The sequence below is a fragment of the Enterobacter sp. C4G1 genome, from assembly GCF_052886895.1.
Genome location: NZ_JBQVVV010000001.1, coordinates 614,408 through 639,271, shown reverse-complemented (window position 1 = coordinate 639,271; position 24,864 = coordinate 614,408). Strand labels below are relative to the sequence as shown.

34 protein-coding genes are annotated in these 24,864 nt (G+C 50.3%); 22 read left to right on the top strand and 12 right to left on the bottom strand.

The features are described from left to right. The first annotated feature begins 15 nt into the window (after window positions 1-15). The 4 genes from tuf (at window position 16) to bfr (ending at window position 4,825) form a co-directional block, all read left to right on the top strand. Complete coding sequence (gene tuf / locus ACT9TW_RS03135) at window positions 16-1,200, top strand: elongation factor Tu (protein ID WP_182062765.1); 1,185 nt, start codon at window positions 16-18, stop codon at window positions 1,198-1,200. Between the two features lie 267 nt (window positions 1,201-1,467). Further along, a complete protein-coding gene (locus tag ACT9TW_RS03130) occupies window positions 1,468-3,891 on the top strand; it encodes a glycosyl hydrolase family 18 protein (RefSeq protein WP_446491627.1) in 2,424 nt (807 codons plus the stop codon). Window positions 3,892-4,081: 190 nt separating this feature from the next. After that, on the top strand, window positions 4,082-4,276 hold the full coding sequence (gene bfd, locus ACT9TW_RS03125; RefSeq protein ID WP_182062763.1) for a bacterioferritin-associated ferredoxin: 195 nt from the start codon (window positions 4,082-4,084) through the stop codon (window positions 4,274-4,276). A 72-nt stretch (window positions 4,277-4,348) separates the two neighbouring features. Next, complete coding sequence (gene bfr, locus ACT9TW_RS03120) at window positions 4,349-4,825, top strand: bacterioferritin (protein ID WP_182062762.1); 477 nt, start codon at window positions 4,349-4,351, stop codon at window positions 4,823-4,825. Window positions 4,826-4,827: 2 nt separating this feature from the next. Here bfr and ACT9TW_RS03115 read toward each other — a convergent pair whose 3' ends face one another. Genes ACT9TW_RS03115 through gspC form a run of 12 tightly spaced genes read right to left on the bottom strand, consistent with a single transcriptional unit; the run spans window position 4,828 to window position 15,403 of the window. Next, on the bottom strand, window positions 4,828-5,607 hold the full coding sequence (locus tag ACT9TW_RS03115; protein ID WP_446491626.1) for a prepilin peptidase: 780 nt from the start codon (window positions 5,605-5,607) through the stop codon (window positions 4,828-4,830). Then, on the bottom strand, window positions 5,600-6,082 hold the full coding sequence (gene gspM / locus ACT9TW_RS03110; protein WP_315687044.1) for a type II secretion system protein GspM: 483 nt from the start codon (window positions 6,080-6,082) through the stop codon (window positions 5,600-5,602). Before gspM ends, ACT9TW_RS03115 begins: the two co-directional genes overlap by 8 nt. After that, window positions 6,075-7,226 carry a type II secretion system protein GspL gene (gene gspL / locus ACT9TW_RS03105; RefSeq protein ID WP_182062759.1) on the bottom strand — a complete coding sequence of 384 codons (1,152 nt, stop codon included), beginning with the start codon at window positions 7,224-7,226 and terminating at the stop codon, window positions 6,075-6,077. The genes gspM and gspL overlap by 8 nt, the downstream gene beginning before the upstream one ends. Then, window positions 7,216-8,175, bottom strand: coding sequence for a type II secretion system minor pseudopilin GspK (gene gspK, locus ACT9TW_RS03100; RefSeq protein ID WP_182062758.1), 960 nt, complete (start codon window positions 8,173-8,175; stop codon window positions 7,216-7,218). Before gspK ends, gspL begins: the two co-directional genes overlap by 11 nt. Then, the gene (locus ACT9TW_RS03095) at window positions 8,172-8,750 is read right to left on the bottom strand and encodes a PulJ/GspJ family protein (RefSeq protein WP_182062757.1); all 579 of its coding nucleotides are present in this window, start codon (window positions 8,748-8,750) and stop codon (window positions 8,172-8,174) included. Before ACT9TW_RS03095 ends, gspK begins: the two co-directional genes overlap by 4 nt. Continuing rightward, window positions 8,743-9,111, bottom strand: coding sequence for a type II secretion system minor pseudopilin GspI (gspI, locus tag ACT9TW_RS03090; protein ID WP_315687042.1), 369 nt, complete (start codon window positions 9,109-9,111; stop codon window positions 8,743-8,745). The genes ACT9TW_RS03095 and gspI overlap by 8 nt, the downstream gene beginning before the upstream one ends. Further along, the gene (locus ACT9TW_RS03085) at window positions 9,108-9,608 is read right to left on the bottom strand and encodes a GspH/FimT family protein (protein WP_315687040.1); all 501 of its coding nucleotides are present in this window, start codon (window positions 9,606-9,608) and stop codon (window positions 9,108-9,110) included. The genes gspI and ACT9TW_RS03085 overlap by 4 nt, the downstream gene beginning before the upstream one ends. A 2-nt stretch (window positions 9,609-9,610) precedes the next feature. Next, window positions 9,611-10,054 carry a type II secretion system major pseudopilin GspG gene (gene gspG / locus ACT9TW_RS03080; RefSeq protein WP_446491625.1) on the bottom strand — a complete coding sequence of 148 codons (444 nt, stop codon included), beginning with the start codon at window positions 10,052-10,054 and terminating at the stop codon, window positions 9,611-9,613. A 9-nt stretch (window positions 10,055-10,063) separates the two neighbouring features. Next, window positions 10,064-11,251: a type II secretion system inner membrane protein GspF gene (gene gspF / locus ACT9TW_RS03075; protein ID WP_446491624.1), complete on the bottom strand. Its 1,188-nt coding sequence runs from the start codon at window positions 11,249-11,251 to the stop codon at window positions 10,064-10,066. Continuing rightward, complete coding sequence (gene gspE, locus ACT9TW_RS03070; protein WP_182062752.1) at window positions 11,248-12,723, bottom strand: type II secretion system ATPase GspE; 1,476 nt, start codon at window positions 12,721-12,723, stop codon at window positions 11,248-11,250. Before gspE ends, gspF begins: the two co-directional genes overlap by 4 nt. Next, the gene (gspD, locus tag ACT9TW_RS03065; RefSeq protein ID WP_182062751.1) at window positions 12,720-14,708 is read right to left on the bottom strand and encodes a type II secretion system secretin GspD; all 1,989 of its coding nucleotides are present in this window, start codon (window positions 14,706-14,708) and stop codon (window positions 12,720-12,722) included. The genes gspE and gspD overlap by 4 nt, the downstream gene beginning before the upstream one ends. Further along, entirely contained in the window at window positions 14,705-15,403 is a 699-nt protein-coding gene (gene gspC, locus ACT9TW_RS03060; protein WP_315687035.1) for a type II secretion system protein GspC, read from the bottom strand. The genes gspD and gspC overlap by 4 nt, the downstream gene beginning before the upstream one ends. A gap of 259 nt (window positions 15,404-15,662) precedes the next feature. On the opposite strand from gspC, the gene ACT9TW_RS03055 reads away from it, so the two are divergent. From ACT9TW_RS03055 to rpsH, 18 genes are all read left to right on the top strand, one after another. Next, complete coding sequence (locus ACT9TW_RS03055) at window positions 15,663-17,129, top strand: peptidoglycan-binding protein (protein ID WP_446491623.1); 1,467 nt, start codon at window positions 15,663-15,665, stop codon at window positions 17,127-17,129. A 110-nt stretch (window positions 17,130-17,239) separates the two neighbouring features. After that, on the top strand, window positions 17,240-17,503 hold the full coding sequence (locus ACT9TW_RS03050; RefSeq protein ID WP_446491622.1) for a hypothetical protein: 264 nt from the start codon (window positions 17,240-17,242) through the stop codon (window positions 17,501-17,503). A gap of 244 nt (window positions 17,504-17,747) precedes the next feature. After that, window positions 17,748-18,059, top strand: coding sequence for a 30S ribosomal protein S10 (rpsJ, locus tag ACT9TW_RS03045; protein ID WP_001181005.1), 312 nt, complete (start codon window positions 17,748-17,750; stop codon window positions 18,057-18,059). A 32-nt stretch (window positions 18,060-18,091) separates the two neighbouring features. After that, window positions 18,092-18,721: a 50S ribosomal protein L3 gene (gene rplC, locus ACT9TW_RS03040; RefSeq protein WP_006178923.1), complete on the top strand. Its 630-nt coding sequence runs from the start codon at window positions 18,092-18,094 to the stop codon at window positions 18,719-18,721. A gap of 10 nt (window positions 18,722-18,731) precedes the next feature. Further along, window positions 18,732-19,337: a 50S ribosomal protein L4 gene (rplD, locus tag ACT9TW_RS03035; RefSeq protein WP_003031119.1), complete on the top strand. Its 606-nt coding sequence runs from the start codon at window positions 18,732-18,734 to the stop codon at window positions 19,335-19,337. Beyond that, entirely contained in the window at window positions 19,334-19,636 is a 303-nt protein-coding gene (rplW, locus tag ACT9TW_RS03030) for a 50S ribosomal protein L23 (RefSeq protein ID WP_180244417.1), read from the top strand. Before rplD ends, rplW begins: the two co-directional genes overlap by 4 nt. A gap of 17 nt (window positions 19,637-19,653) precedes the next feature. After that, the gene (gene rplB / locus ACT9TW_RS03025) at window positions 19,654-20,475 is read left to right on the top strand and encodes a 50S ribosomal protein L2 (RefSeq protein ID WP_000301859.1); all 822 of its coding nucleotides are present in this window, start codon (window positions 19,654-19,656) and stop codon (window positions 20,473-20,475) included. A gap of 16 nt (window positions 20,476-20,491) precedes the next feature. Beyond that, the gene (rpsS, locus tag ACT9TW_RS03020; protein ID WP_001138115.1) at window positions 20,492-20,770 is read left to right on the top strand and encodes a 30S ribosomal protein S19; all 279 of its coding nucleotides are present in this window, start codon (window positions 20,492-20,494) and stop codon (window positions 20,768-20,770) included. A 14-nt stretch (window positions 20,771-20,784) separates the two neighbouring features. Beyond that, entirely contained in the window at window positions 20,785-21,117 is a 333-nt protein-coding gene (rplV, locus tag ACT9TW_RS03015; protein WP_002919773.1) for a 50S ribosomal protein L22, read from the top strand. A gap of 17 nt (window positions 21,118-21,134) precedes the next feature. After that, on the top strand, window positions 21,135-21,836 hold the full coding sequence (gene rpsC / locus ACT9TW_RS03010; RefSeq protein WP_000529945.1) for a 30S ribosomal protein S3: 702 nt from the start codon (window positions 21,135-21,137) through the stop codon (window positions 21,834-21,836). 12 nt (window positions 21,837-21,848) lie between these two features. After that, window positions 21,849-22,259 carry a 50S ribosomal protein L16 gene (gene rplP / locus ACT9TW_RS03005; protein ID WP_002919759.1) on the top strand — a complete coding sequence of 137 codons (411 nt, stop codon included), beginning with the start codon at window positions 21,849-21,851 and terminating at the stop codon, window positions 22,257-22,259. Then, window positions 22,259-22,450 carry a 50S ribosomal protein L29 gene (gene rpmC / locus ACT9TW_RS03000; protein WP_006817276.1) on the top strand — a complete coding sequence of 64 codons (192 nt, stop codon included), beginning with the start codon at window positions 22,259-22,261 and terminating at the stop codon, window positions 22,448-22,450. The genes rplP and rpmC overlap by 1 nt, the downstream gene beginning before the upstream one ends. Next, window positions 22,450-22,704, top strand: coding sequence for a 30S ribosomal protein S17 (gene rpsQ, locus ACT9TW_RS02995; RefSeq protein ID WP_008503489.1), 255 nt, complete (start codon window positions 22,450-22,452; stop codon window positions 22,702-22,704). The genes rpmC and rpsQ overlap by 1 nt, the downstream gene beginning before the upstream one ends. Before the next feature lie 166 nt (window positions 22,705-22,870). Then, window positions 22,871-23,242, top strand: coding sequence for a 50S ribosomal protein L14 (gene rplN, locus ACT9TW_RS02990; RefSeq protein ID WP_002919748.1), 372 nt, complete (start codon window positions 22,871-22,873; stop codon window positions 23,240-23,242). A 10-nt stretch (window positions 23,243-23,252) separates the two neighbouring features. Beyond that, a complete protein-coding gene (rplX, locus tag ACT9TW_RS02985; RefSeq protein WP_003863287.1) occupies window positions 23,253-23,567 on the top strand; it encodes a 50S ribosomal protein L24 in 315 nt (104 codons plus the stop codon). A 14-nt stretch (window positions 23,568-23,581) separates the two neighbouring features. Continuing rightward, window positions 23,582-24,121, top strand: coding sequence for a 50S ribosomal protein L5 (gene rplE, locus ACT9TW_RS02980; RefSeq protein ID WP_103780723.1), 540 nt, complete (start codon window positions 23,582-23,584; stop codon window positions 24,119-24,121). A 14-nt stretch (window positions 24,122-24,135) separates the two neighbouring features. Beyond that, window positions 24,136-24,441, top strand: a complete 306-nt coding sequence (rpsN, locus tag ACT9TW_RS02975) for a 30S ribosomal protein S14 (protein WP_003863291.1) — start codon at window positions 24,136-24,138, stop codon at window positions 24,439-24,441. Between the two features lie 30 nt (window positions 24,442-24,471). Continuing rightward, the gene (rpsH, locus tag ACT9TW_RS02970; protein ID WP_006178918.1) at window positions 24,472-24,864 is read left to right on the top strand and encodes a 30S ribosomal protein S8; all 393 of its coding nucleotides are present in this window, start codon (window positions 24,472-24,474) and stop codon (window positions 24,862-24,864) included.

Here is a 24,864-nt window from a genome sequence, read left to right as displayed (position 1 = left end):
GTAAGGAATATAGCCGTGTCTAAAGAAAAATTTGAACGTACAAAACCGCACGTCAACGTTGGTACTATCGGCCACGTTGACCATGGTAAAACTACCCTGACCGCTGCAATCACTACCGTTCTGGCAAAAACCTACGGTGGTTCTGCTCGTGCATTCGACCAGATCGATAACGCACCAGAAGAAAAAGCTCGTGGTATCACCATCAACACTTCCCACGTTGAATACGACACCCCGACTCGCCACTACGCACACGTAGACTGCCCAGGCCACGCCGACTATGTTAAAAACATGATCACCGGTGCTGCGCAGATGGACGGCGCGATCCTGGTAGTTGCTGCGACTGACGGCCCAATGCCTCAGACTCGTGAGCACATCCTGCTGGGTCGTCAGGTAGGCGTTCCTTTCATCATCGTGTTCCTGAACAAATGCGACATGGTTGATGACGAAGAGCTGCTGGAACTGGTAGAAATGGAAGTTCGTGAACTTCTGTCTCAGTACGATTTCCCAGGCGACGATACCCCAATCGTTCGTGGTTCAGCTCTGAAAGCGCTGGAAGGCGAAGCAGAGTGGGAAGCAAAAATCATCGAACTGGCTGGCTTCCTGGATTCTTACATCCCAGAACCAGAGCGTGCGATTGATAAGCCATTCCTGCTGCCAATCGAAGACGTATTCTCCATCTCCGGTCGTGGTACCGTTGTTACCGGTCGTGTAGAGCGCGGTATCGTTAAAGTTGGTGAAGAAGTTGAAATCGTTGGTATCAAAGAGACTGCGAAGTCTACCTGTACTGGCGTTGAAATGTTCCGCAAACTGCTGGACGAAGGCCGTGCTGGTGAGAACGTAGGTGTTCTGCTGCGTGGTATCAAACGTGAAGAAATCGAACGTGGTCAGGTACTGGCGAAGCCAGGCTCAATCAAGCCACACACCAAGTTCGAATCTGAAGTGTACATTCTGTCCAAAGACGAAGGCGGCCGTCATACTCCGTTCTTCAAAGGCTACCGTCCACAGTTCTACTTCCGTACAACTGACGTGACCGGTACCATCGAACTGCCAGAAGGCGTTGAGATGGTAATGCCAGGCGACAACATCAAGATGGTTGTGACTCTGATCCACCCAATCGCGATGGACGACGGTCTGCGTTTCGCAATCCGTGAAGGCGGCCGTACCGTTGGCGCGGGCGTTGTTGCTAAAGTTCTGGGCTAATTATACGTTTTAATTAACGTTTTAGTCTTAAAAACCCCGAATTTATTCGGGGTTTTTTTTATTTTTACTTAATAATAAAATTAATATAAATAAAATAAGCCTGGCTTAATTTGATATTAAGTTGACTGATCGGATGAGCTTTCTTATTTCTTAAAACAATTCAGGGTCAATGTTAATAATTGAACTCACTGTTTGTTGGTTCTATCTTACGGCTTATTACATGTCAATGTAATAACCTAATGAATTAACACAAAAGGATTGTTGATTATGAAATTGAATTTCGCGACAAAAACACTATTTTGCCTGGGGCTGACATGCACAGCCTTACCAGCATTTGCTCTGGAAGCCTGGAGCGGTCAGGAAGGTGGCAGTACGATTGAAGTTATTTTTGATGGTGGCGTTTATAATAATGCCTGGTGGGTTAGCGCTTCTGATTGCCCGGGCAATGCCGCTGACGATCAGGCGAGTAACCCATGGCGTTATGAGCGTGCTGCTACGGCAGCGGAAATGAGCCAGTATGGTAACCCTACTACCTGTGAAACCAGTGGCGGCACTGTAACCTATCCGGTATATGATAATAACGCTGAATATAAAGCAGGAGATATAGTCTCTTATAATAATGCGACCTATAAAACTGCCTCTTCACAGAGTGCCTATGGTTTTGTCCCAGGACAAGACAATCCGTGGGAAGCATATTCCGTCGTTGCACAGTGGTCCTCTTCGACCATTTATAATAAAGGCGATAAAGTTCAGAAAAATGATCAGGAATATGAAGCTCTGTTTTATACCCAGGGCGACGATCCTTCTATTGCAGCAAACCAAAACCCAACTGGTACGAATGGCCGTCCATGGAAACCGCTGGGTGCTGTAATCTCTTATACTCAGGACCAGCTTAATAAAGCTCCGCAGTACAGTGCTTCGACCGTGTACGAAAGCGGCACGCTGATTCGTTATAACGGTGGTAACTACGTCTCGCAGTCCAAAGTACAGAAAGTGTCTCCTTCAGATACTAACCCATGGCACGTATTTATCGACTGGACGGGCACCAAAGAAAAAGTTGGCACGCCGAAATCAGGCTGGCCTGCACATGTTTATGCCCCATATGTTGATTATACCCTGAACTCACAGCCAGATCTGGCAAGCCTGGCGCAGAACCAGGGGGTAACCCATTTCACCATGGCGTTTGTGGTCAGCAAAGATGCCGAAACCTGTCTCCCGACCTGGGGGACGGCGTACAACATCAACGACTACGCGCAATACAGCAAAATCAAAGCACTGCGTGATGCTGGCGGCGACGTGATGGTGTCCATTGGTGGGGCGAATAACTCTCCGCTGGCGGCATCCTGTAAGAATGTCAACGATCTGAAGCAGCACTACTACGATATTGTGGAAAACCTGAATCTGAACGTACTGGACTTCGATATCGAAGGCACCTGGGTTGCGGATCATGAATCCATCAACCGTCGTAACGAAGCGGTGAAAGCCGTTCAGGATACCTGGAAGTCAGAAGGCCGTAGTGTGGGCATCTGGTATACGCTGCCAATTCTGCCAACCGGTCTGACCGCAGAAGGTATTTACGTACTGGAAGATGCGAAAGCTAAAGGTGTCGAGCTGGCGGGCGTGAACGTGATGGCAATGGACTACGGCAACAGTATCTGTCAGTCCGATGGTACTGAAGGCCAGAACATTCACGGCAAGTGCGCGACATCTGCCATCGAGAACCTGTTCAGCCAGCTGAAGCAGATCTTCACCGATAAGACCGATGCTGAAATCAACGCGATGATGGGCACCACCCCGATGATCGGTTACAACGATGTTCAGGGTGAAGTGTTCTATCTGTCAGATGCGAATCTGGTGATGAAGGATGCCACCGATCGTGGTCTGGGTATGATTGGTGCATGGTCTATGATGCGTGACCAGCCGGGTGTCGCCGGGCAGGTATCGCCAGAGCACAGCGGTTTAACCGCACAGCAGGCGCCGCAGTATGCGTTTAGTGAAGTATTTGCACCGTTTACAAAAGGCGATACTGGCGGCGATTTAGTTGGGGATGTGAAAGCCGTTTACTTAGATGTCCAGGACGGTCATCAATATGTGAACGTGAACTTTGATAGTAGCAAGTTAAGTGGTTCTAATAACTACCGCGTAGAAATTGACGGGAATTATAATTTCTCCACAGAGGGTCGTCAGAACTATTATAGCTTCCGCTGGGATTATGGCGAACAGTCAGCTTTACGCACCTACCCAGTGGACAATATCGTCCATGTTGGATCTGTTATTACGGTTAAACGGACAAACCCAAACCCTGAAGTATTGGCCACGCTGACCGTTACCGATGACATGTTGAAGGGTAGCAATCCGCTAGTAAGTAGTACCGATGTAACGTCTCTGGCGGTGAAAAAAGAAAATGGTAAGCCAATTACGTATGTCGGCTTTTTGGCAGATAAAGTTGCTGTAGGAACGAATAGCGCTTATGTCATTAAGGCGCAAGGTGGAGAAGTTAACGGCCGCTATCTGTTTAGCTGTGACAACGGATTATGCCACTATGCGTCATCATCGACGAAAGATGGAGTTACTACCGCAAGGCGCGAGGGGCCAACTCTTTCAGTGGGCGAAACGGTGATTGTACAGCGTATCACACCAAATCCTGCCACAATTGCGAAAATGCTTGTAACGGAAGATATGCTCAAGTAATACCAGAGCTAAGTTACTAATCTAAATAAGACCACCTACTATACTTGGATAGAGTAGGTGGTTTTTTTTAGATATAAAATAAAAAGTTATGCTTACACTACGTGCTTGAGCTTCGTCTTATTTATAGATTGAATTGTAATGATAACCATAATCATTTAATATCTAAGGTGTAAAGTATTCAGGAGCACTTATGTACATTTGTTTATGTAACGGTATCAGCGATAAAAAGATACGTCAGGCCGTACGCCAGTTTCATCCGCAGTCTTTTCAGCAATTGCGCAAGTTTATTCCCGTTGGAAATCAATGTGGTAAATGCACGCGTGCGGCACGAGAAGTTATGCAGGACGAGTTAATGCAAATGCCGGAATTTAAAGAAATCGCCTGAGTCACACTCTTTTTTTTGACATCCCTGTAGCCCGATCTACGCTTCAATGAGTGGAAGCGGAGGGACTATATAATGAAAGGTGATGTTAAGATCATAAATTATCTCAATAAATTATTGGGAAATGAGCTTGTCGCAATCAACCAGTATTTTCTCCATGCGAGAATGTTCAAAAACTGGGGCCTGAAACGCCTTAATGACGTTGAATATCATGAATCTATCGACGAGATGAAGCACGCTGATAAGTATATTGAGCGTATTCTCTTTCTCGAAGGTATCCCTAATCTTCAGGATCTTGGCAAACTTCGCATCGGCGAAGATGTTGAGGAAATGCTGCGTTCCGATCTGGCGCTTGAGTTAGAAGGGGCGAAAAACCTGCGTGAAGCTATCGCCTATGCCGACAGCGTCTTTGATTATGTTAGTCGTGACATGATGATTGAGATCCTGACAGATGAAGAGGGCCATATCGACTGGCTAGAGACCGAGCTGGATCTCATCGATAAACTCGGTATCCAGAACTATCTTCAGGCGCAGATCCGCGAAGAAGGATAGCCTTACAAAGTATGCCAGCAGAAGTAACCCCAGCCACATAATGCCAGCGCCGGACCGAAAGGTAGGGCGCCGGTGTAGCGCCCTTTCCGACGCCACAACAGTAGTCCATAGACAATCCCGACTAAGGATGCGGTGTAAAGTATTACCGGAAGACTTTGCCACCCGGTCCAGGCACCGGTTGCCGCAAGCAGTTTAAAATCCCCAAATCCCATCCCTTCTTTATGCCATATAAGCCAGATTATCCAGTAAATCATCCACAACAGAAGATATCCGGCTACGGCTCCCAGGATGGCATCTTCGCAAGATACGATCCCCGACAAGACATTAAATAACAGCCCGAGCCAAAGCAAGGGCAGGGTCAGTAGGTCAGGCAGTAATAAATGCCGGAAATCAATGACACTAAGGGCCAGAGCGAACCAGAAATAGAGAAAGAGCCCCAGCGCCAACACCAGTGCGTCAGGGTGAAGGATGTAGCAAAGCACCGCCATGATTGCACTACTGATTTCGAGAACAGGATATCGCCACGAAACGTGCAGGCCGCAATAGCGACACTTCCCTTTCAGGCGCAACCAGCTAAACACAGGGATATTGTCATACCAGGCCAGCGGGGTTTTGCAGTGACAGCAGTGTGACGGCGGTAGCCATAAATTACAGCGGAAGGACGTATCATCAGGCTGATATTGCTGTAAAACCATTAATGGGAGCCGCCAGGTGACCATTCCCATCGTACTTCCCGCCGCCAGACCGATGATGAGAAACAGTACGACTAATTCGTTATCCATTCTTTTTCACCCCAATAGTCAGGCGTGTCAGTGTGATAATCCCGGAGGATTGTTTGCTGGCATGAAACTCCACGGCTACAACGCGCAGCCCGTGTTTTAATTGCGCCTCTTCCAGCCACTGCATAAAGCGTTCTATGCTGACGTTGCTGGCGGTGATCTCCAGTTCACTGGCATTGACCTGCTGGATCGTTGCGAATACGCCGGCTTTTTTCAGGCTGCCCCTGATGAGCTCATCCGGTTTTCCCGACAGTTTTTTGTCGGGCAGGAGGCCCGCAGCACTAACCTGTTCGCTGAGCCACACCGTCTCTCTTTGTAATCTTTCACACCGGGTCTGAAGTGTCGCAATGGCCTGCCCGAGTGGATGGTAAAGACCAAACCAGAAAAAAAGGCTCAGGGTACATGCGCACAAGACGATGATGAATCGTTGCTCATGAAGGCTTTTTTGCCGGAATTTGTCCCGCGTGTGTTTAATCATTGCTGAGTGTCCACAGTCCCTGTTCGTGTTTGCCGATCTTCAATGAAAAGCCTGCTATGCCCTGTTTTATAAACTGCTGTACCTGGCTCTCATCGCTGGCATAGAGATACAGCTGTAATGATTTTTTCTGTGAGTTATAGCTCACCCCTTCCAGCGCCAGGCCTGGGAAAGAGGCAAGACCCGACTGTATTTGTAGCAGGAGAGCGAAAGGCGCCGGAGAGTGTTGTTGCAATTGCTTTGGCAGCCAGACGCGCACGTTACTGCTGTGTCGGTTTTCCGGAATATAGCGTTGCCATTGCTGTGCCAGAGTATTCCTGAGTTGTTTTTCCAGTCCAAGAAGTTGCCAGTAGCAGGCCCCCTGGATAAGTAGCGCGATACCTGCGGCCAGGGCAATACTGCAAAGTGAGACGGACTTTAGCCGCCCAGTCCACGGGGAAAGCTGTGCGGGAGGACAAATGCCATCGTGCAACAGATTGGGCAACTCTGTATCCGCAAAATGCGCCATGATGTGGCATTCTGATTTTACCAATGTGCCCTGGTGTGGTCCCGGCAGCGCGCCATAATGGGTTAACTGCTGGGGAGGGAAGTGCGTCAGTAGGTGGAGAAGCCACGTTTCTGTCAGACGAGATACAACTCCCTCCTGTGTTCTGACAAGCCAGGCGTCATCGTCTTTCAACACTGTCCAACCGTTCTCTGGTGCCGGTAAGCAGAGGGCGTCAATGGTCGCGTGCACAATGTTCAGGCCCGCTGAACTGAGCATCTTCAGCTCTGCATCTAGCCATGCCTTTTCTATGCCTGCGACAACGAGGCGTGTTCCCTGGCGAGACAGCAACGTCCAGTGAAGGGAGGGGGCATCCTCATCGAGTGTGTCATCGGCAAGCCAGTGCAACTTCTGATCGGTCAGTTCGTAGTTTTCATCAGGGATCACCAGGGTTCTGCACGTTGCTTTTTCAACCGGAACAAGCAGTTGGGTTTGCCGGGCTGCGGGCAGGGCAGCCAGTTCAGTGAGATTTTCACGTGGCAACTTTTGAACGTCTTTGCAGCAATCGTCTTGATATATGGCCCATTCCACAGGATCCTCCGTCTGTTTATGCAGGCGAACGATCAGTCTGGGCGCGGGCAGAGAGGTTGTTTTACTCTTCATGTTCGCCATCCGTGAGTTGGCGTAAATAGAGCCCAATTGTTTTCTTCTTGTCGTCATAATAGAAAAATGTTCGCATACCCGAAGTCAGCTCACCTTCATGAGCGGTGGATGTGACCAAAAAATAGTGGCTATTGGTCGTCAGATACTTTTTCAGCTGATCCACTCGTGGTTTAACCGCGCTGTAATCCTGCTGGGCCTGATAGAGAAAGGCATCGACTGTTTTCCACCCCTTTTCGGGGCGCTTTTTGAGCAATGCCCTGGCATCTGACGTACTGATATCGTTAAGAAAAATAGCGGCAAGAAGCGGTGCCTGCGCCGCGGTGAGACTATTGATATTGATGGATAAATCGTTGCTGAATGCGGTACAAATTAACGGGGCGAGTTTCTCGTAAATCGTGTGGGTCATGCCTTTTAATGTGCGGATCTCTGTGGGCAAAAAGAGCATCTGATTTGCGGTCAGATGCTGAATGCCGTCTCGTTGGTAATACTCATCTTCCGCCCCTTTGCTCCGTGGAGAGGTATCGGTGTCTATGTCATCCGCCACAGACTGGATAATCTCTTCTGCGCGACCTTTATCGACACCGAGTTTATCGAGCAGAGCTGCAAATACGCTGATCTCATAGGGCATAGAGGCCAGAGGTGCGGCTGGCGTGTTTTCCAGCGCATTCAGATTAAAGCAGTTTTGCATATCGTCAGTGCGCCAGCGTACCCTTGTGTTGTCACCCAGTTCCGCCATCCCTGCCAGGCGTTCATCATCATGTTTTACTACGCCGGAGGTGGCTTCACTTTCGGCATACAGCAGGGCGTATTTTGCCTGCAATGTGTCGCTGGTACGTCTGCTGCGCTGGAGCTGAGTCTGAAAACTCAGGGTCATTTCGGCCGCCAGTGCAGCCATCAACGCCAGAATCATCAGCACGATAAGCAGCGCTGCCCCTCTCTGTGTTTTCATTTGCTGGCCCCATCAGTGCGGGGCGTTTGTTTCTCTGGGATCCACCCGGGCAGAATAAACAGACGATGAATGGTCTGCTGGTTTTCCTGCTCCAGGGTTATGGAAACGGTGGTGGATAGATTGTTGCCCTCTGCGAGCGCCAGTGCGGCATTAAAATGAGTAATGCCGGATAACAGCGGGCGTGGCGTCTTATCCTCCTTGTCATCTGGCGCGTATTTCACCGCGCGATAGAGCGTTCCGTCCTGAACATACCAGTGGACCGTTGCCAGTACCGTTGCGGTGTCGAAAGGCAGCGCGGCATCTCGTGTCTGGGTGGTGAAAACCACATCATCCGAACTGCTTGTAAATGTCTGGTTAGTCTGACGATTTTTTCTGGGAACGAATTGCGTCAGGTCATTTTCAAGCAGCAACAGGGAGTATTGTAAGGCATGGAAATCGTTGGCAATTTTTTGCGCGCGCTGGTGCTGTTCTGATGCCTGGGAAAAGACAATCGTCGCCATAAAACTGAGCGCTGAGAAAATCGCGACCGCCAGCATCACTTCAAGAAGGGTAAAACCGTGCTGCCTGTTAATCATGCTTTTCCCCTTGCTCCCCGGATACCGAAGCCCAGTCGTTGAGGATTAGTGAACGCCCTCCCGGGGTTACCACGGTGATGCTGCTGCGCGTAAACAATCCCGGGGTTTGCGAGCGCCCGGAGAATTGCCAGGCAAAGGTCATGTTTAACTGTGATGACTGCCCGGTCTTCAATGCGTCCTGGCCACAATGCGCTTTAATCAGCTGATTATCCGCAACCCACCGTGCAAGCATCTCTTGTTTCAGGGTATCCAGCGCTGAGAGCTGCCATTGCATACTGCTGACTAACCCCGTAACCGCCGTGGCAAAAATGGCCAGTGCCAGCAATACCTCCAACAGGAGCATTCCACTCTGATTTTTCATTGCGGCTCCTTTACTGGCCTAATGTCCAGCGGCAGCGAACCGGCGCTGTGTATAAGCAGGATTTTTTCGCCATCATCTTTCCTGAACAGCAGGGTGAATGGCGTCATCTGGCCATCAGGCATAATAATAATTTGCGGTGAAGTGCCTTTCGTTGATGGGGTAATGTCCGGTGACTTCGCTCTTTCCCATTCACCGTGAAGCGGTAAGTTGTCGTGATTTGTGGCGGCTACCCATTGCCAGCCGGTACGTGTATCTATCTGCGGAAGGTAGAGTGCCCAACCCTCTTCAGACAGCCGTAAGGCAACGGCATGTTTTTCCAGCAGCGCAAGATCCACTGCGTATTCAACTGATTGCCTGAATGCATCGGCGCGCTGGCGTAGCTTTCCGCTCGTGCTCAGCCGATCGCTTTGCATGGCGGTTACCCCCGCAACCGCAGCTGCGAGAATGACCACCACCAGAAGCACTTCCAGCAAAGTGAATCCTTTTTGATGTGCCATGATTAGCGAGCTTTTTTGTCGTTATCCCAGTTGTTTACGTCGTCCGTTGTCCCCGCTTCACCGTCGGGCCCGACTGAGCTTAAGTCGATAGCACTGTGTTCGCCCGGGCTTACCAGAATGTAGTCATTACCCCACGGATCCGCGGGCAGGCGACAGATATAGCCACCGGGATTATAATTTTCAGCCAGCGGTGACAGCACAGGAGCTTCAACGAGAGCCTCCATTCCCTGTTCGGTCGTGGGGTAGCGATGGTTATCCAGCTTGTACATATCGAGCGCGTTTTCGAGAGCGGTAATGTCGCTGATGGCTTTTTGTCGATCCGCACGATCTTTGTTACCCATCAGGTTGGGTACCACCAGGCTGGCAAGAATGCCCAGAATCACAATGACCACCATAAGCTCCATCAAGGTAAAACCACGCTGTGTTCTTAATGTCTGTCGTTCCATAACCTTTCCTTAGTTCATCAATGAGTTAAGTTGTAATATCGGTTGCATGACCGCCACGACAATAAACAGCACGATGGCGGCCATGAGGACAATCAGTGCAGGTTCAAATATCGCCAGCGCCATCGTGATACGGTTTTGCAGATGAATTTCCTGGTTATCCGTCGCGCGCTGCATGAGCTCCCCCAACTGGCCACTTTTTTCCCCGGAGGCGATCATGTACAGCATCATGGGCGGGAAAATATGCGTCTTCCCAAGTGACTGGCTGACACTATTTCCCTGACGTACGCTTTCCGCGGCGTTGCACAGACGCTGGCGTATCTCCTGGTTCATCACCCCTTCAGCCGAAAGAGCCATTGCCTGAAGTAGTGGTACACCGCTCACGTTGAGAATGCTGAGGGCGCGTAAATAGCGAGCGCTGTCGATGGCGCAAACCAGCCGAAAGCGAGTCAACAGACGATGAAAACGAAGCCGGTTTCCTTCTCGCTTTAGCCAGCAGGAAAACAGGCCACCTAAGGTGATGAATAACAGCAACAGCCAGGGTCCCTGCGCTGACAGAAAGTGGCTAATGGCGAGCAGCAGGCGGGTTGTGAGCGGGAGCTCGTGCCGGAGATGAATAAACTGTGCGGCAACTTTTGGCACAACAGCGGTGAGCAGGATAACCACCACCAGAATGGCAACCGTGGTGAGCAGGGAGGGGTAAATTAACGCCTGCGTGAGTTTGCTGCGCATACGCTGCCGGGCTTCATTAAAGTCAGCCAGTCTTTCCAGAACCGCGCCAGCCTGACCTACGGTTTCTCCGGCCTTAACAAGCGTGCAATAGACGGTATCAAACAGTCGAGGATGCAGTTGCATCGCGGCGGAAAGGGATTGCCCTTCCAGCACTGCCTGACGAAGTGCTCCGATAATACTGACAAGATTTTTACTCTCTTTTTGCTGCTGGATAGCGGCGAGCGCCTCATCCAGCGGCAGTGCAGCAGCCATCAGGGTAGCGAGCTGGCGCGTAAAAAGCGTGAGTTCTGCATGACTGACCCGTGCAGAAAACCGCCATAGTGTTGTCCTGTGGCGCTGCTGCTTTATGGACTGCGGCAGCAGTGACTGGCTTCGCAGCCGGGCTACCATCTCCCGCTCGCTTTCGGCCTCGCTCACGCCAGTGTGACGGTCGCCGTTATCATCGGTCGCTACCCAGCGAAATTTCATCCTTTGTGCTCCGTTGAAGCGTGCCCTTCGGCAGTGACGCGCAGTACCTCTTCCAGTGAGGTCAACCCTTGTGCGGCTACGCGCAGGCCATTTGCCAGTAAGCTGAAGTGATTACGGCGCTGAAGCTGCTCCAGCTGTTGTTCATTGATCTCTGCGTGTACGGCTTCGCGTATCTCTGGTGTCATCACTAACAGCTCATGAATGGCCAGACGTCCCTGATAGCCACTCTGTCGACAGGCGCTACATCCGCTGGCCTGCCAAAGTTGCGAAGCATCAATTCCTTGCGCCAGCAATAACTGCTGCTGTTGAAGCGTGACGGGATGAGCGGATTTGCACTGGTTACAGAGGCGTCTTAGCAGACGCTGTGCGATCACCCCGACCAGCGATGATGAGAGCAGGAATGATTCCGTACCCATATCACGCAGGCGAGTCACTGCGCCGCTGGCGCTGTTTGTATGCAGGGTGGAGAGGACAAGATGTCCGGTTAATGAGGCCTGTACGGCAATCCGCGCAGTTTCAGCATCGCGTATTTCCCCTACCATCACCACATCAGGATCCTGACGCAAAATGGCGCGTAACCCGCGGGCAAAGGACATATCCACGCGGCTATTAACCTGCGTCTGGCCGATCCCCTCCAGCTCATATTCGATGGGGTCTTCAACCGTGAGGACATTACGTTCCGGGCTATTGAGCGCGGAAAGGAGTGCGTAAAGAGTGGTACTTTTCCCTGAGCCGGTGGGACCCGTGACCAGAATAATGCCGTGGGGTAGGGCGATAAGATGTTTCAGATTGCGGATGTCATCGGCTGACATATCCAGCCTGTCGAGCGACAGGCGCAGGCTGGTTTTATCCAGCAGGCGTAAAACAACCCGTTCTCCGTGCTGTGAGGGCAGCGTGGAGACGCGCACATCGACGTTTCGATTGCCTATCTTTAGGGTTATCCGCCCATCCTGCGGCAGCCTTTTCTCTGCAATATCCAGCCGGGCCATAATTTTGATGCGCGAGACGAGTAGCGCGGCCAGCTTTTTATTTGGCTGAACCACTGGTCGCAATACCCCATCCACACGAAAGCGGATGCTCATCGTCTTTTCAAACACCTCAATATGAATGTCCGAGGCGTGTTCCTTAAGCGCTTCACTGAGTACGGCATTTATGAGTCTGATCACCGGCGCGTCTGACTGCTCGTTGAGCAGATCTTCATTCACGGGGATCTCATCGGAAAGGACGCTGAGGTCGTCCGAGTTGTTAATATCTTCAGCAATGAGCTGGGCTGACTCGCTATTTTGCTGGTAGAGAATCTCAAGCTTTTCTGTAAATTGCGCAGGGGTAAGCCGCGTAAAGTGAGTGCAGTGGGGGGCAGCAGAGGCTACTTCAAGCAGATGCTCAAGCGTGGCATTTTCTGCATAGAACAACTCCTGCTGCTGGAAGGCAACACCGACACGCTGCGCTTTTTTCCAGGAATAGGGTGTCATTTTGCGCGGTTTTCCCTGAACGGATTTTTGGCAGCAGGCGCCGCAGGGGCGTTATCAAATGCGCGGTCATCCAGTTCATCAATGTTGTCGACATTAATGAGCTTGTCATGCTGCTTATCACTGCGCTCCCTTTGCATATCCTTGAAGCTGGTATATTTTTCCCGTGAGAGCGAGTGATATACGTCGTCGTCCCGAATGATGGTTGGGCGGATAAAGACCATCAGGTTACGTTTACTCTTTTCATTCGAGGTGTAGCGGAACAGCTGTCCAATCAACGGGATATCACCTAACAGAGGAACTTTCGAGACTTCCTGCTTACTGGCATCATCCATCAATCCGCCAAGCACAACGGTTTCCCCACTTTTTACCAGCACCGCATTCTGGATGGTGCGGGTGTTGAATGTGGGTCCCAGCGTGGAGGACGTTGTCGAAGAGTCGACGCTGGAAACCTCTTGCTCTATCTCCATTAAAACGGAGTCGCCCTCGTTGATTTGAGGGGTGACTTTCAGCTTCGTGCCGACGGTTTTACGCTCGACAGTGCTGTAAATGTTATCGGCTGCGGTGGTTTGGGAACCTGAGAGCACGGGAACGTCCTGGCCAACGTTGAACGCGGCTTCTTTGTTATCCAGCGTCACAATACTGGGCGTGGAGAGGATATCGTTTTTATTGTCAGTATTGAGAGCGGTCAGCAGTACTCCCCAGTCACCGTTGAAGAAGCCCGCCGCAAGACCGGTATAGCCACTGAAGAGATCGTACGCCGGGTTGTCGCTGGTAATACCACCCTGAGACTTAAACTCATGGATGCCCTGCGCCGCATTAAAGATGGGTAAGCCGGTTCTGGTAAACTGTTGCACACCAACATTTTTGTTCGCCCACTGCACACCCAGGTTAAGACCTCTGCCATCCTGAACTTCCACAATGATTGCTTCGACCAGAACCTGAGCCCGACGAATATCCAGCTTTGAGATAACATCGCTCAGTTGTTGCAGAATGCCCTGGTCCGCGGTAACCACCAGTGAGTTGGTCTGTTCATCGGCCGTTATTGAGATATCGTTACCGTTGCTATTGTTGGTGGTTTTGGATGATCCCGCTTTTTCATCTTTTAATTTTTGTGTGACGCCCGTCAGCACCTCAACGAGTTTGTCCGCTTTGGCATATTTCAAATACCAGACGCGGGTATTGCCTTGGCCCTGGTCTTGCGTATCGAGCCGCGCGATGAGCTGTAAAACGCGCGCGCGCGCGCGATCGGAACCGCTGACGATCAGCGAATTCGTTCTTTTGTCGGCAACGATGCGCGTCTGGAGCGTTGCCGGTTTCGCTTCTTTTCCGCTTTCCCGTGACAGGTCGGTGAGTACATCGGCCAGATCGCTGGCAGAGGCGTATTTCAGTGGGATGATTTGCTCTTTCTCATCACCCATTACATCGACGCGTTTTACAACCTCCAGAAGACGATTTACGGATGACGCTTTCCCGGTGATGATCAGCGCGTTTGAGGGTTCATAGTGCACAACGTTGCCCACGCTACTGCCGTCTAACATTTGCCGCAGCAGAGGAGAGAGCGCACGTGCGGGGACATTTTCCAGTGAGACAATACGTGTGACCAGCTCATCCCCTTTACCGGGCTGTGCGCCGCTGGTAATCCGACCAGGCAGGGTCTTTGCTTTTTCGGAGCGCACGACTTTCAGCAATCCGTTATCAAGACTGATGAGTGAAAAACCGTAAAGATCCAGTACGCTCAGGAAAAATTGATAATATTCTTCCTCAGTAAAGGTGTCTGAACTTCTTACAGAAATAGACGCCGTTACGTCAGGATCTATCAGAATGGTTTTCCCTATGTTCTGGCCCACAATACTGACAAATGTTTGAATGTCCGCGCCATTAAAGTTAGCGGTGTAATCTGCTGAAAATGCGGGTTTACCGGAAGTGACAAGTAACAATGCCAGCGAAAGGGCTTTCATTCGCTGGCCTGGAGAGGTCCCTTTCATCTGGTTTTATTTCCTTCCTGGAATTGTTCAACGGAAACAGTAATCCGTTGCGGTGATGCATTTCGCAATAAGGTGAATTGCACCCTTTGTAGCGTTTCAAGTGACGCCTGCGCTTTCTTGATATTAACTGGCTGTTTTAAGGACAGGTTATTGAGCATGATGGCGATATCACCCGGCTCAAGACCAGCATGAGAAAACAACGCTGCATTATCCCGCGGAAGCAGGCGTAAACCCTGTAGAGTAGTTTTAGTGAACACGGGGCTGGCAGCAATAAAGTCTGACAATATCGCCTGAGACCGCGAAGCGGCCTTATCGACGCCTGCTGAAGATGCGGGGAGTTCTTCTAACAGATTGAGATGTTGGGTATGTCCTTCGGTGGAAAAAAATACCTGATTCGTTGTGATGTCGGAGACACGTGTAATCTTTGAGGAGTTCAGACGATCGCCGATAGCATAGGCAGTCTGTTCACCTCCTTCCAGCAGGATGGTACGGGAATGTAATTTATTGGTGCTGTAAATAATTCCACTCAACTGAATACCGGACAATGTGTCAGTTTCTTTTATGGTTAAGGTGGTCATTGCTGGGTTTTCTGTTGCCGAGCTTGATAGGTTCCATTTATATTTTTTGCTCGTTTTATTTATTTCATAAATGTTGTTGTGGTTTTTATTCGATGAACTGTATTTAGATATCTTCATATATCCATTGTTTATTGAAATGAATATAGTTATAAAGCTTGTCAATATAATTAGCGCGTACAGCGTACGGGAAGAAAACGCGCTTCTTAGCGTGAGGGGTACAGTTATCATAAATTTATTATTAAGAATCTCTAAAGAGTAAATCTATTTCTTGTTAATGGTCGCGATAATATAATTGCTATCTGGTAAGCAGCAAGAAGTTTACAAGCAGGATGCTTATTTTAGGAAAAGAATAAATTTTGAGGCTAATACACTATTCATGGATGAACACATTCATTTCTATACTGCCCTGCGTCGCAGGATGCTGGACAGTCTGAGCACCACGCTGGCTCATGAACACTGGGTGGTGATGCAGGGTGTAACAGGCAGTGGCAAAAGCACACTGGCGCGTGGCGCTATCACCCACTGGCCTAATCGTTCTCTAACGATGAGCCCCACTAACAGTAAGGGCTATCAGTGGGAATGGACTGTGATTGCTGACACTGAAGTTTCGGGCAATTTAACCGGGAGGGCGTTTTCCAGCAATTCGCTCTGGCGTGAATTGTTGTGCGCTACCGACGCGATGCCAGACCACCCGCTTTTGCTGGTTCTTGAAGACAGCCATCGGGTACCAAAAGGCATTGTGGCCATAGTCGAGATGTTCATCGCACTTATGCCGCAAGCCCATCTTTTGATAACCGGCAATTTTTCCAATCGCCAACAACGTCAACTACGTATAAACCATCCGGTATGGTTTCAGCTTCCTGGCGTGAAAGTAGATGACTACCGACAGGTATTCGCTTTTTATGCCGGTATTGAGCCAGGGGAGGGGAGGGCGTTTCCTGACAAATTCATCCGCGACATGATGAAACGCAGCCAGGGGAATCTGCATTTAGCCGCCCGGGCAGGCAGACGCTACCACGGGAGTGCACCATCGGGTGATGGTGCACATGATACTCTGCCGCTATCCAAGCAAGCCGATACCCTACGTTGTCTGCCAGCACCCCGGCGGGGAGGACGACTGTGGCTGGCATTGTTCCTGGTGGCGATCGTGTCGGGCAGCGCGGGTGGGTATTTTGCGCAACCACTTTCACGCGGGTTTCCTTCTCCTGCAAGGTGGATTACTGCGACAAAGAGTCCGGTGAAACCGCCGGCGCTGACATCCGGGATTTTGTCTGCCAGGGGATCACTCGCATTACTCTATAGCGTCTGGGGTTATGAAGTGGATCAAGGAGAAGCCTGGTGCGATCAGGCATTCCGGGCAGGAATGGCGTGTGTGTCCGGAACCGATACGTTGGCATCGTTGATGGCTCAGGGGCTGCCCTGGATCGCCGCACTGGAGATAGATAATACGCACATCCCGGTTGTTATCATCGGGGGAGGGGGCGATTCGCTCGTTGCGTTGTCGGGGGAAAAAACCTGGGTTCTGAATAAAGCATGGTTCAGCAGCGTCTGGAAGGGGAGCTATACCCTGATGTGGAAGCCATCTCCTGACGGCAATGGGAGCATTTCAAAGAAGAGCAGCGCCGAGGATATTGTGTGGCTAGATACGATGCTTAGCCGCGTGCTTAACGTTGATGCCGAAGAGAGCGGCGAGTGGAGTCCAGTGCTGATTGAAAAAATTCGCCAGTTTCAAAGGCAAAACAAAATTAAGGCTGATGGCGTGATGGGGCGAATTTCGCTTATCAGGCTGTGGCAGGCACTGGGAGAAAGCCCGAAAATAACCTCTGATGGAGGAAAAGCATGAGTACGAAACGGGGTGACTCCCCGAACGTAAACGAAGGCTTTATCAGACCTGATATGCCGGTTACACCTGGGCGGTGTTTACTGCATTTGTTGTGTTGGCTGGTGTATATCATGGGATGCACCCTAGCGGGCTGCTTTATCTATCTCTGGATTTCTCAAACCACGGGGTCTGAACCAGCGCCCCTGAACTATCGCCTGTCAGATGAACACTATATATATAAGAAGAAACCTTTACCGCTGCCACAAGAGAGCGTGACAGAAGAGACTGCCTGGGAGGGTGATAGTGGAGAGCAACCAGCGCCAGAAAATTTCACTGAACAGTCCGAACTCAAAGCGCGGGTGAAGCAGGCTATGGCCGATATCGAACAGCAATGAGTACACCTTAATAAAGGTTGGTTATTATCGACACAGTTGACTTGCATTAAGTCTGTAAATACGTATAATGCGCGGGCTTGTCGTAATTGACGGCTGGTTCAATCTGAACCGGAGTAACTAATTTTGTTACTCAACAATGCTCCCAATCGGGGAGCTACGTAAGAACGGTTACACTCTCCCATCAATCGTAATGGGTTTGAGGAGTAATCATTTTCGTTTATAAAATAATTGGAGCTCTGGTCTCATGCAGAACCAAAGAATCCGTATCCGCCTTAAAGCGTTTGATCATCGTCTGATCGATCAATCAACCGCGGAAATCGTCGAGACTGCTAAGCGCACTGGTGCGCAAGTCCGTGGTCCGATCCCGCTGCCGACCCGCAAAGAGCGCTTCACCGTTCTGATCTCCCCGCACGTCAACAAAGACGCGCGTGATCAGTACGAAATCCGCACTCACAAGCGTCTGGTTGACATCGTTGAGCCAACTGAGAAAACCGTTGATGCTCTGATGCGTCTGGATCTGGCTGCCGGTGTAGACGTGCAGATCAGCCTGGGTTAATCAGGTCATCGAGCGATTGAGAGGTTGATACAATGATTGGTTTAGTCGGTAAAAAAGTGGGTATGACCCGCATCTTCACTGAAGATGGCGTTTCAATCCCAGTAACCGTAATCGAAGTTGAAGCAAACCGCGTTACTCAGGTCAAAGATCTGGCTAACGATGGCTACCGCGCTGTTCAGGTTACCACTGGTGCTAAAAAAGCTAACCGTGTAACCAAACCAGAAGCGGGTCACTTCGCTAAAGCTGGCGTTGAAGCTGGCCGTGGTCTGTGGGAATTCCGTCTTGCTGAAGGCGAAGAGTTCACCGTAGGTCAGGACATTAGCGTTGAGCTGTTTGCTGACGTTAAAAAAGTTGACGTAACCGGTACCTCTAAAGGTAAAGGTTTTGCTGGTACCGTTAAGCGCTGGAACTTCCGTACCCAGGACGCTACTCACGGTAACTCCTTGTCTCACCGCGTTCCGGGTTCTATCGGTCAGAACCAGACCCCGGGCAAAGTGTTCAAAGGCAAGAAAATGGCAGGTCAGCTGGGTAACGAACGTGTAACCGTTCAGAGCCTGGACGTAGTACGTGTTGACGCTGAGCGCAACCTGCTGCTGGTTAAAGGTGCAGTTCCGGGTGCAACCGGTAGCGACCTGATCGTTAAACCAGCTGTGAAGGCGTAAGGGGATAGCAATGGAATTAGTATTGAAAGACGCGCAGAGCGCGCTGACTGTTTCCGAAACTACCTTCGGTCGTGATTTCAACGAAGCGCTGGTTCACCAGGTTGTTGTTGCTTATGCAGCTGGTGCTCGTCAGGGTACTCGTGCTCAGAAGACTCGTGCTGAAGTAACTGGTTCTGGCAAAAAGCCATGGCGCCAGAAAGGTACCGGCCGTGCGCGTTCAGGTTCTATCAAGAGCCCGATCTGGCGTTCAGGTGGCGTGACCTTCGCTGCGCGTCCACAGGACCACAGTCAAAAAGTTAACAAAAAGATGTACCGCGGCGCGCTGAAAAGCATCCTGTCCGAACTGGTACGTCAGGATCGTCTGATCGTTGTCGAATCATTCTCTGTTGAAGCGCCTAAAACTAAGCTGCTGGCACAGAAACTGAAAGACATGGCTCTGGAAGATGTGCTGATCATCACCGGTGAGCTGGACGAGAACCTGTTCCTTGCTGCGCGTAACCTGCACAAGGTTGACGTACGTGATGCAACTGGTATCGACCCGGTTAGCCTGATCGCCTTCGACAAAGTCGTAATGACTGCTGATGCTGTTAAGCAAGTTGAGGAGATGCTGGCATGATTCGTGAAGAACGTCTGCTGAAGGTGCTGCGTGCACCGCACGTTTCTGAAAAAGCGTCTACTGCGATGGAAAAAACAAACACCATCGTTCTCAAAGTTGCTAAAGACGCGACCAAAGCAGAGATCAAAGCTGCTGTGCAGAAACTGTTTGAAGTCGAAGTCGAAGTCGTTAACACCCTGGTAGTTAAAGGGAAAGTTAAACGTCAAGGACAGCGTATCGGTCGTCGTAGCGACTGGAAAAAAGCTTACGTCACCCTGAAAGAAGGCCAGAATCTGGACTTCGTTGGCGGCGCTGAGTAAGTCGGAGGAGTAATACAATGGCAGTTGTTAAATGTAAACCGACATCTCCGGGTCGTCGCCACGTAGTTAAAGTGGTTAACCCTGAGCTGCACAAGGGCAAACCTTTTGCTCCGTTGCTGGAAAAAAACAGCAAATCCGGTGGTCGTAACAACAATGGCCGTATCACCACTCGTCACATCGGTGGTGGCCACAAGCAGGCTTATCGTATTGTTGACTTCAAACGCAACAAAGACGGTATCCCAGCAGTTGTTGAACGTCTTGAGTACGATCCGAACCGTTCCGCGAACATCGCGCTGGTTCTGTACAAAGACGGCGAACGCCGTTACATCCTGGCCCCTAAAGGCCTGAAAGCTGGCGACCAGATTCAGTCTGGCGTTGATGCTGCAATCAAAGCAGGCAACACCCTGCCGATGCGCAATATCCCGGTTGGTTCTACCGTTCATAACGTAGAAATGAAACCAGGTAAAGGCGGTCAGCTGGCACGTTCCGCTGGTACTTACGTTCAGATCGTTGCTCGTGACGGTGCTTATGTCACCCTGCGTCTGCGTTCTGGTGAAATGCGTAAAGTCGAAGCAGACTGCCGCGCTACTCTGGGCGAAGTTGGCAATGCTGAGCATATGCTGCGCGTTCTGGGTAAAGCAGGTGCTGCACGCTGGCGTGGTGTTCGTCCTACCGTTCGCGGTACTGCGATGAACCCAGTAGACCACCCACATGGTGGTGGTGAAGGTCGTAACTTTGGTAAGCACCCGGTAACTCCGTGGGGCGTTCAGACCAAAGGTAAGAAGACCCGCAGCAACAAGCGTACTGATAAATTTATCGTACGTCGCCGTAGCAAATAATTTTAGAGGATAAGCCATGCCACGTTCTCTCAAGAAAGGTCCTTTTATTGACCTGCACTTGCTGAAGAAGGTAGAGAAAGCGGTGGAAAGCGGAGACAAGAAGCCCCTGCGCACTTGGTCCCGTCGTTCAACGATCTTTCCTAACATGATCGGTTTGACCATCGCTGTCCATAATGGTCGTCAGCACGTTCCAGTCTTTGTTTCCGACGAAATGGTTGGTCACAAACTGGGTGAATTCGCACCGACTCGTACTTATCGCGGCCACGCTGCTGATAAAAAAGCGAAGAAGAAATAAGGTAGGAGGAAGAGATGGAAACTTTAGCTCAACATCGCCATGCTCGTTCTTCTGCTCAGAAGGTTCGCCTTGTTGCTGACCTGATTCGCGGTAAGAAAGTGTCGCAGGCCCTGGACATCCTGACCTATACCAACAAGAAAGCTGCGGTATTGGTTAAGAAAGTACTGGAATCTGCCATTGCTAACGCTGAACACAACGATGGCGCTGACATTGACGATCTGAAAGTTGCGAAAATTTTCGTAGACGAAGGCCCAAGCATGAAGCGCATTATGCCGCGTGCGAAAGGTCGTGCAGATCGCATCCTGAAGCGCACCAGCCACATTACTGTGGTTGTGTCCGATCGCTGAGACTCTGGAGACTAGCAATGGGTCAGAAAGTACATCCTAATGGTATTCGCCTGGGTATTGTAAAACCATGGAACTCTACTTGGTTTGCGAACACCAAAGAATTCGCTGACAACCTGGACAGCGATTTTAAAGTACGTCAGTACCTGACTAAGGAACTGGCTAAAGCGTCTGTATCTCGTATCGTTATCGAGCGTCCGGCTAAGAGCATCCGTGTAACCATTCACACTGCTCGTCCTGGCATCGTTATCGGTAAGAAAGGCGAAGACGTAGAAAAACTGCGCAAGGTCGTAGCGGATATCGCTGGCGTTCCTGCACAGATCAATATCGCTGAAGTTCGTAAGCCTGAACTGGACGCTAAATTGGTTGCTGACAGCATCACTTCTCAGCTGGAACGTCGTGTTATGTTCCGTCGTGCTATGAAGCGTGCTGTACAGAACGCAATGCGTCTGGGCGCTAAAGGTATCAAAGTTGAAGTTAGCGGCCGTCTGGGCGGCGCGGAAATCGCACGTACCGAATGGTACCGTGAAGGTCGCGTACCGCTGCACACTCTGCGTGCTGACATCGACTACAACACCTCTGAAGCGCACACCACTTACGGTGTAATCGGCGTTAAGGTATGGATCTTCAAAGGTGAGATCCTGGGTGGTATGGCTGCTGTTGAACAACCGGAAAAACCGGCTGCTCAACCTAAAAAGCAGCAGCGTAAAGGCCGTAAATAAGGAGCGTCGCTGATGTTACAACCAAAGCGTACAAAATTCCGTAAAGTGCACAAAGGCCGCAACCGTGGTCTGGCGCAGGGTACGGATGTTAGCTTCGGCACTTTCGGTCTGAAAGCTGTTGGCCGTGGTCGTCTGACTGCACGTCAGATCGAAGCAGCACGTCGTGCAATGACCCGTGCAGTTAAGCGTCAAGGTAAGATTTGGATCCGTGTATTCCCGGACAAACCAATCACCGAGAAGCCGCTGGAAGTTCGTATGGGTAAAGGTAAAGGTAACGTGGAGTACTGGGTTGCCTTGATCCAACCGGGCAAAGTCCTGTATGAAATGGACGGTGTTCCGGAAGAGCTGGCCCGTGAAGCCTTCGGCCTGGCAGCAGCGAAACTGCCTATCAAAACCACCTTTGTAACTAAGACGGTGATGTAATGAAAGCAAATGAGCTGCGTGAAAAAAGCGTTGAAGAACTGAACGCCGAGCTGCTGAATCTGCTGCGTGAGCAGTTTAACCTGCGTATGCAGGCTGCAAGTGGCCAGCTGCAACAGACTCACCTGCTGAAGCAAGTGCGTCGCAATGTTGCACGCGTTAAGACTTTACTGACTCAGAAGGCGGGTGCGTAATGACCGATAAAATCCGTACTCTGCAAGGTCGTGTTGTTAGCGACAAAATGGAGAAATCCATTGTTGTTGCTATCGAACGTATTGTGAAACACCCGATCTACGGTAAATTCATCAAGCGTACGACCAAACTGCACGTACATGACGAGAACAACGAATGTGGTATCGGCGACAAGGTTGAAATCCGTGAATGCCGTCCACTGTCCAAGACTAAGTCCTGGACGCTGGTTCGCGTTGTAGAGAAAGCGGTTCTGTAATACAGTAAGCCTTCTCGATACGAATAAACGGCTCAGCGATGAGCCGTTTATTTTTTCTACCCATATTGCAGAAGCGGTGTTATAATGCCGCGCCCTCGATATGGGGCTTTTTAACGGCTCTGATTTTAGAGTCTCAGGTAGTAGTTGACATTAGCGGAGCACTAAAATGATCCAAGAACAGACTATGCTGAACGTCGCCGACAACTCCGGTGCACGTCGCGTAATGTGTATCAAGGTTCTGGGTGGCTCGCACCGTCGCTACGCAGGCGTAGGCGACATCATCAAGATCACCATCAAGGAAGCAATTCCACGTGGTAAGGTCAAAAAAGGTGATGTGCTGAAAGCGGTAGTGGTGCGCACCAAGAAGGGTGTTCGTCGCCCTGACGGTTCTGTCATTCGCTTCGATGGTAATGCATGCGTTATTTTGAACAATAACAGCGAGCAGCCTATCGGCACGCGTATCTTTGGGCCGGTAACTCGTGAACTTCGTACTGAGAAGTTCATGAAAATTATCTCTCTGGCACCAGAAGTACTCTAAGGAGCGAATCATGGCAGCGAAAATCCGTCGTGATGACGAAGTTATCGTGTTAACCGGTAAAGATAAAGGTAAACGCGGTAAAGTAAAAAATGTTCTGTCTTCCGGCAAACTCGTCGTTGAAGGTATCAACCTGGTTAAGAAACATCAGAAGCCGGTTCCGGCCCTGAACCAACCAGGTGGCATCGTTGAAAAAGAAGCTGCTATTCAGGTTTCTAACGTTGCAATCTTCAATGCGGCTACCGGCAAGGCTGACCGTGTAGGCTTTAGATTCGAAGACGGCAAAAAAGTCCGTTTCTTCAAGTCTAACAGCGAAACTATCAAGTAATTTGGAGTAGTACGATGGCGAAACTGCATGATTACTACAAAGACGAAGTAGTTAGCAAACTCATGACTGAGTTTAACTACAATTCTGTCATGCAAGTCCCTCGGGTCGAGAAGATCACCCTGAACATGGGTGTTGGTGAAGCGATCGCTGACAAGAAACTGCTGGATAACGCAGCAGCTGATCTGACAGCAATCTCCGGTCAAAAGCCGTTGATCACCAAAGCACGCAAATCAGTTGCAGGCTTCAAAATCCGTCAGGGCTATCCGATCGGCTGTAAAGTAACTCTGCGTGGCGAACGCATGTGGGAGTTCTTTGAGCGCCTGATCACTATTGCTGTTCCACGTATCCGTGACTTCCGTGGCTTGTCCGCTAAGTCTTTCGACGGTCGTGGTAACTACAGCATGGGTGTCCGTGAGCAGATCATCTTCCCAGAAATCGACTACGATAAAGTCGACCGCGTGCGTGGTTTGGATATTACCATTACCACTACTGCGAAATCTGACGAAGAAGGCCGTGCTCTGCTGGCTGCCTTTGACTTCCCGTTCCGCAAGTAAGGTAGGGTTACTGAATGGCTAAGCAATCAATGAAAGCACGCGAAGTAAAGCGCGTAGCTTTAGCTGATAAATTCTTCGCTAAACGCGCTGAACTGAAAGCGATCATTTCTGATGTGAACGCTTCCGACGAAGATCGTTGGAATGCGGTTCTCAAGCTGCAGTCTCTGCCGCGTGATTCCAGCCCGTCTCGTCAGCGTAACCGCTGTCGTCAAACAGGTCGTCCACATGGTTATGTGGGCAAGTTTGGGTTGAGCCGTATCAAACTGCGTGAAGCCGCTATGCGCGGTGAAGTGCCAGGCTTGAAAAAGGCTAGCTGGTAATTACCAATTGAATCACGGGAGTAAAGACAGATGAGCATGCAAGATCCGATCGCGGATATGCTGACCCGTATCCGTAACGGTCAGGCCGCGAACAAAGTTGCGGTCACCATGCCTTCCGCCAAGCTGAAAGTGGCAATTGCCAACGTGCTGAAGGAAGAAGGTTTTATCGAAGATTTTAAAGTTGAAGGCGACACCAAGCCGGAACTGGAACTTACTCTCAAGTATTTCCAGGGTAAAGCTGTTGTAGAAAGCATTCAGCGTGTCAGCCGCCCAGGCCTGCGCATCTATAAGAAAAAAGATGAGCTGCCAAAAGTTATGGCTGGTCTTGGTATCGCAGTTGTTTCTACCTCTAAAGGTGTTATGACTGATCGTGCAGCGCGCCAAGCTGGTCTTGGTGGCGAAATTATCTGCTACGTAGCCTAA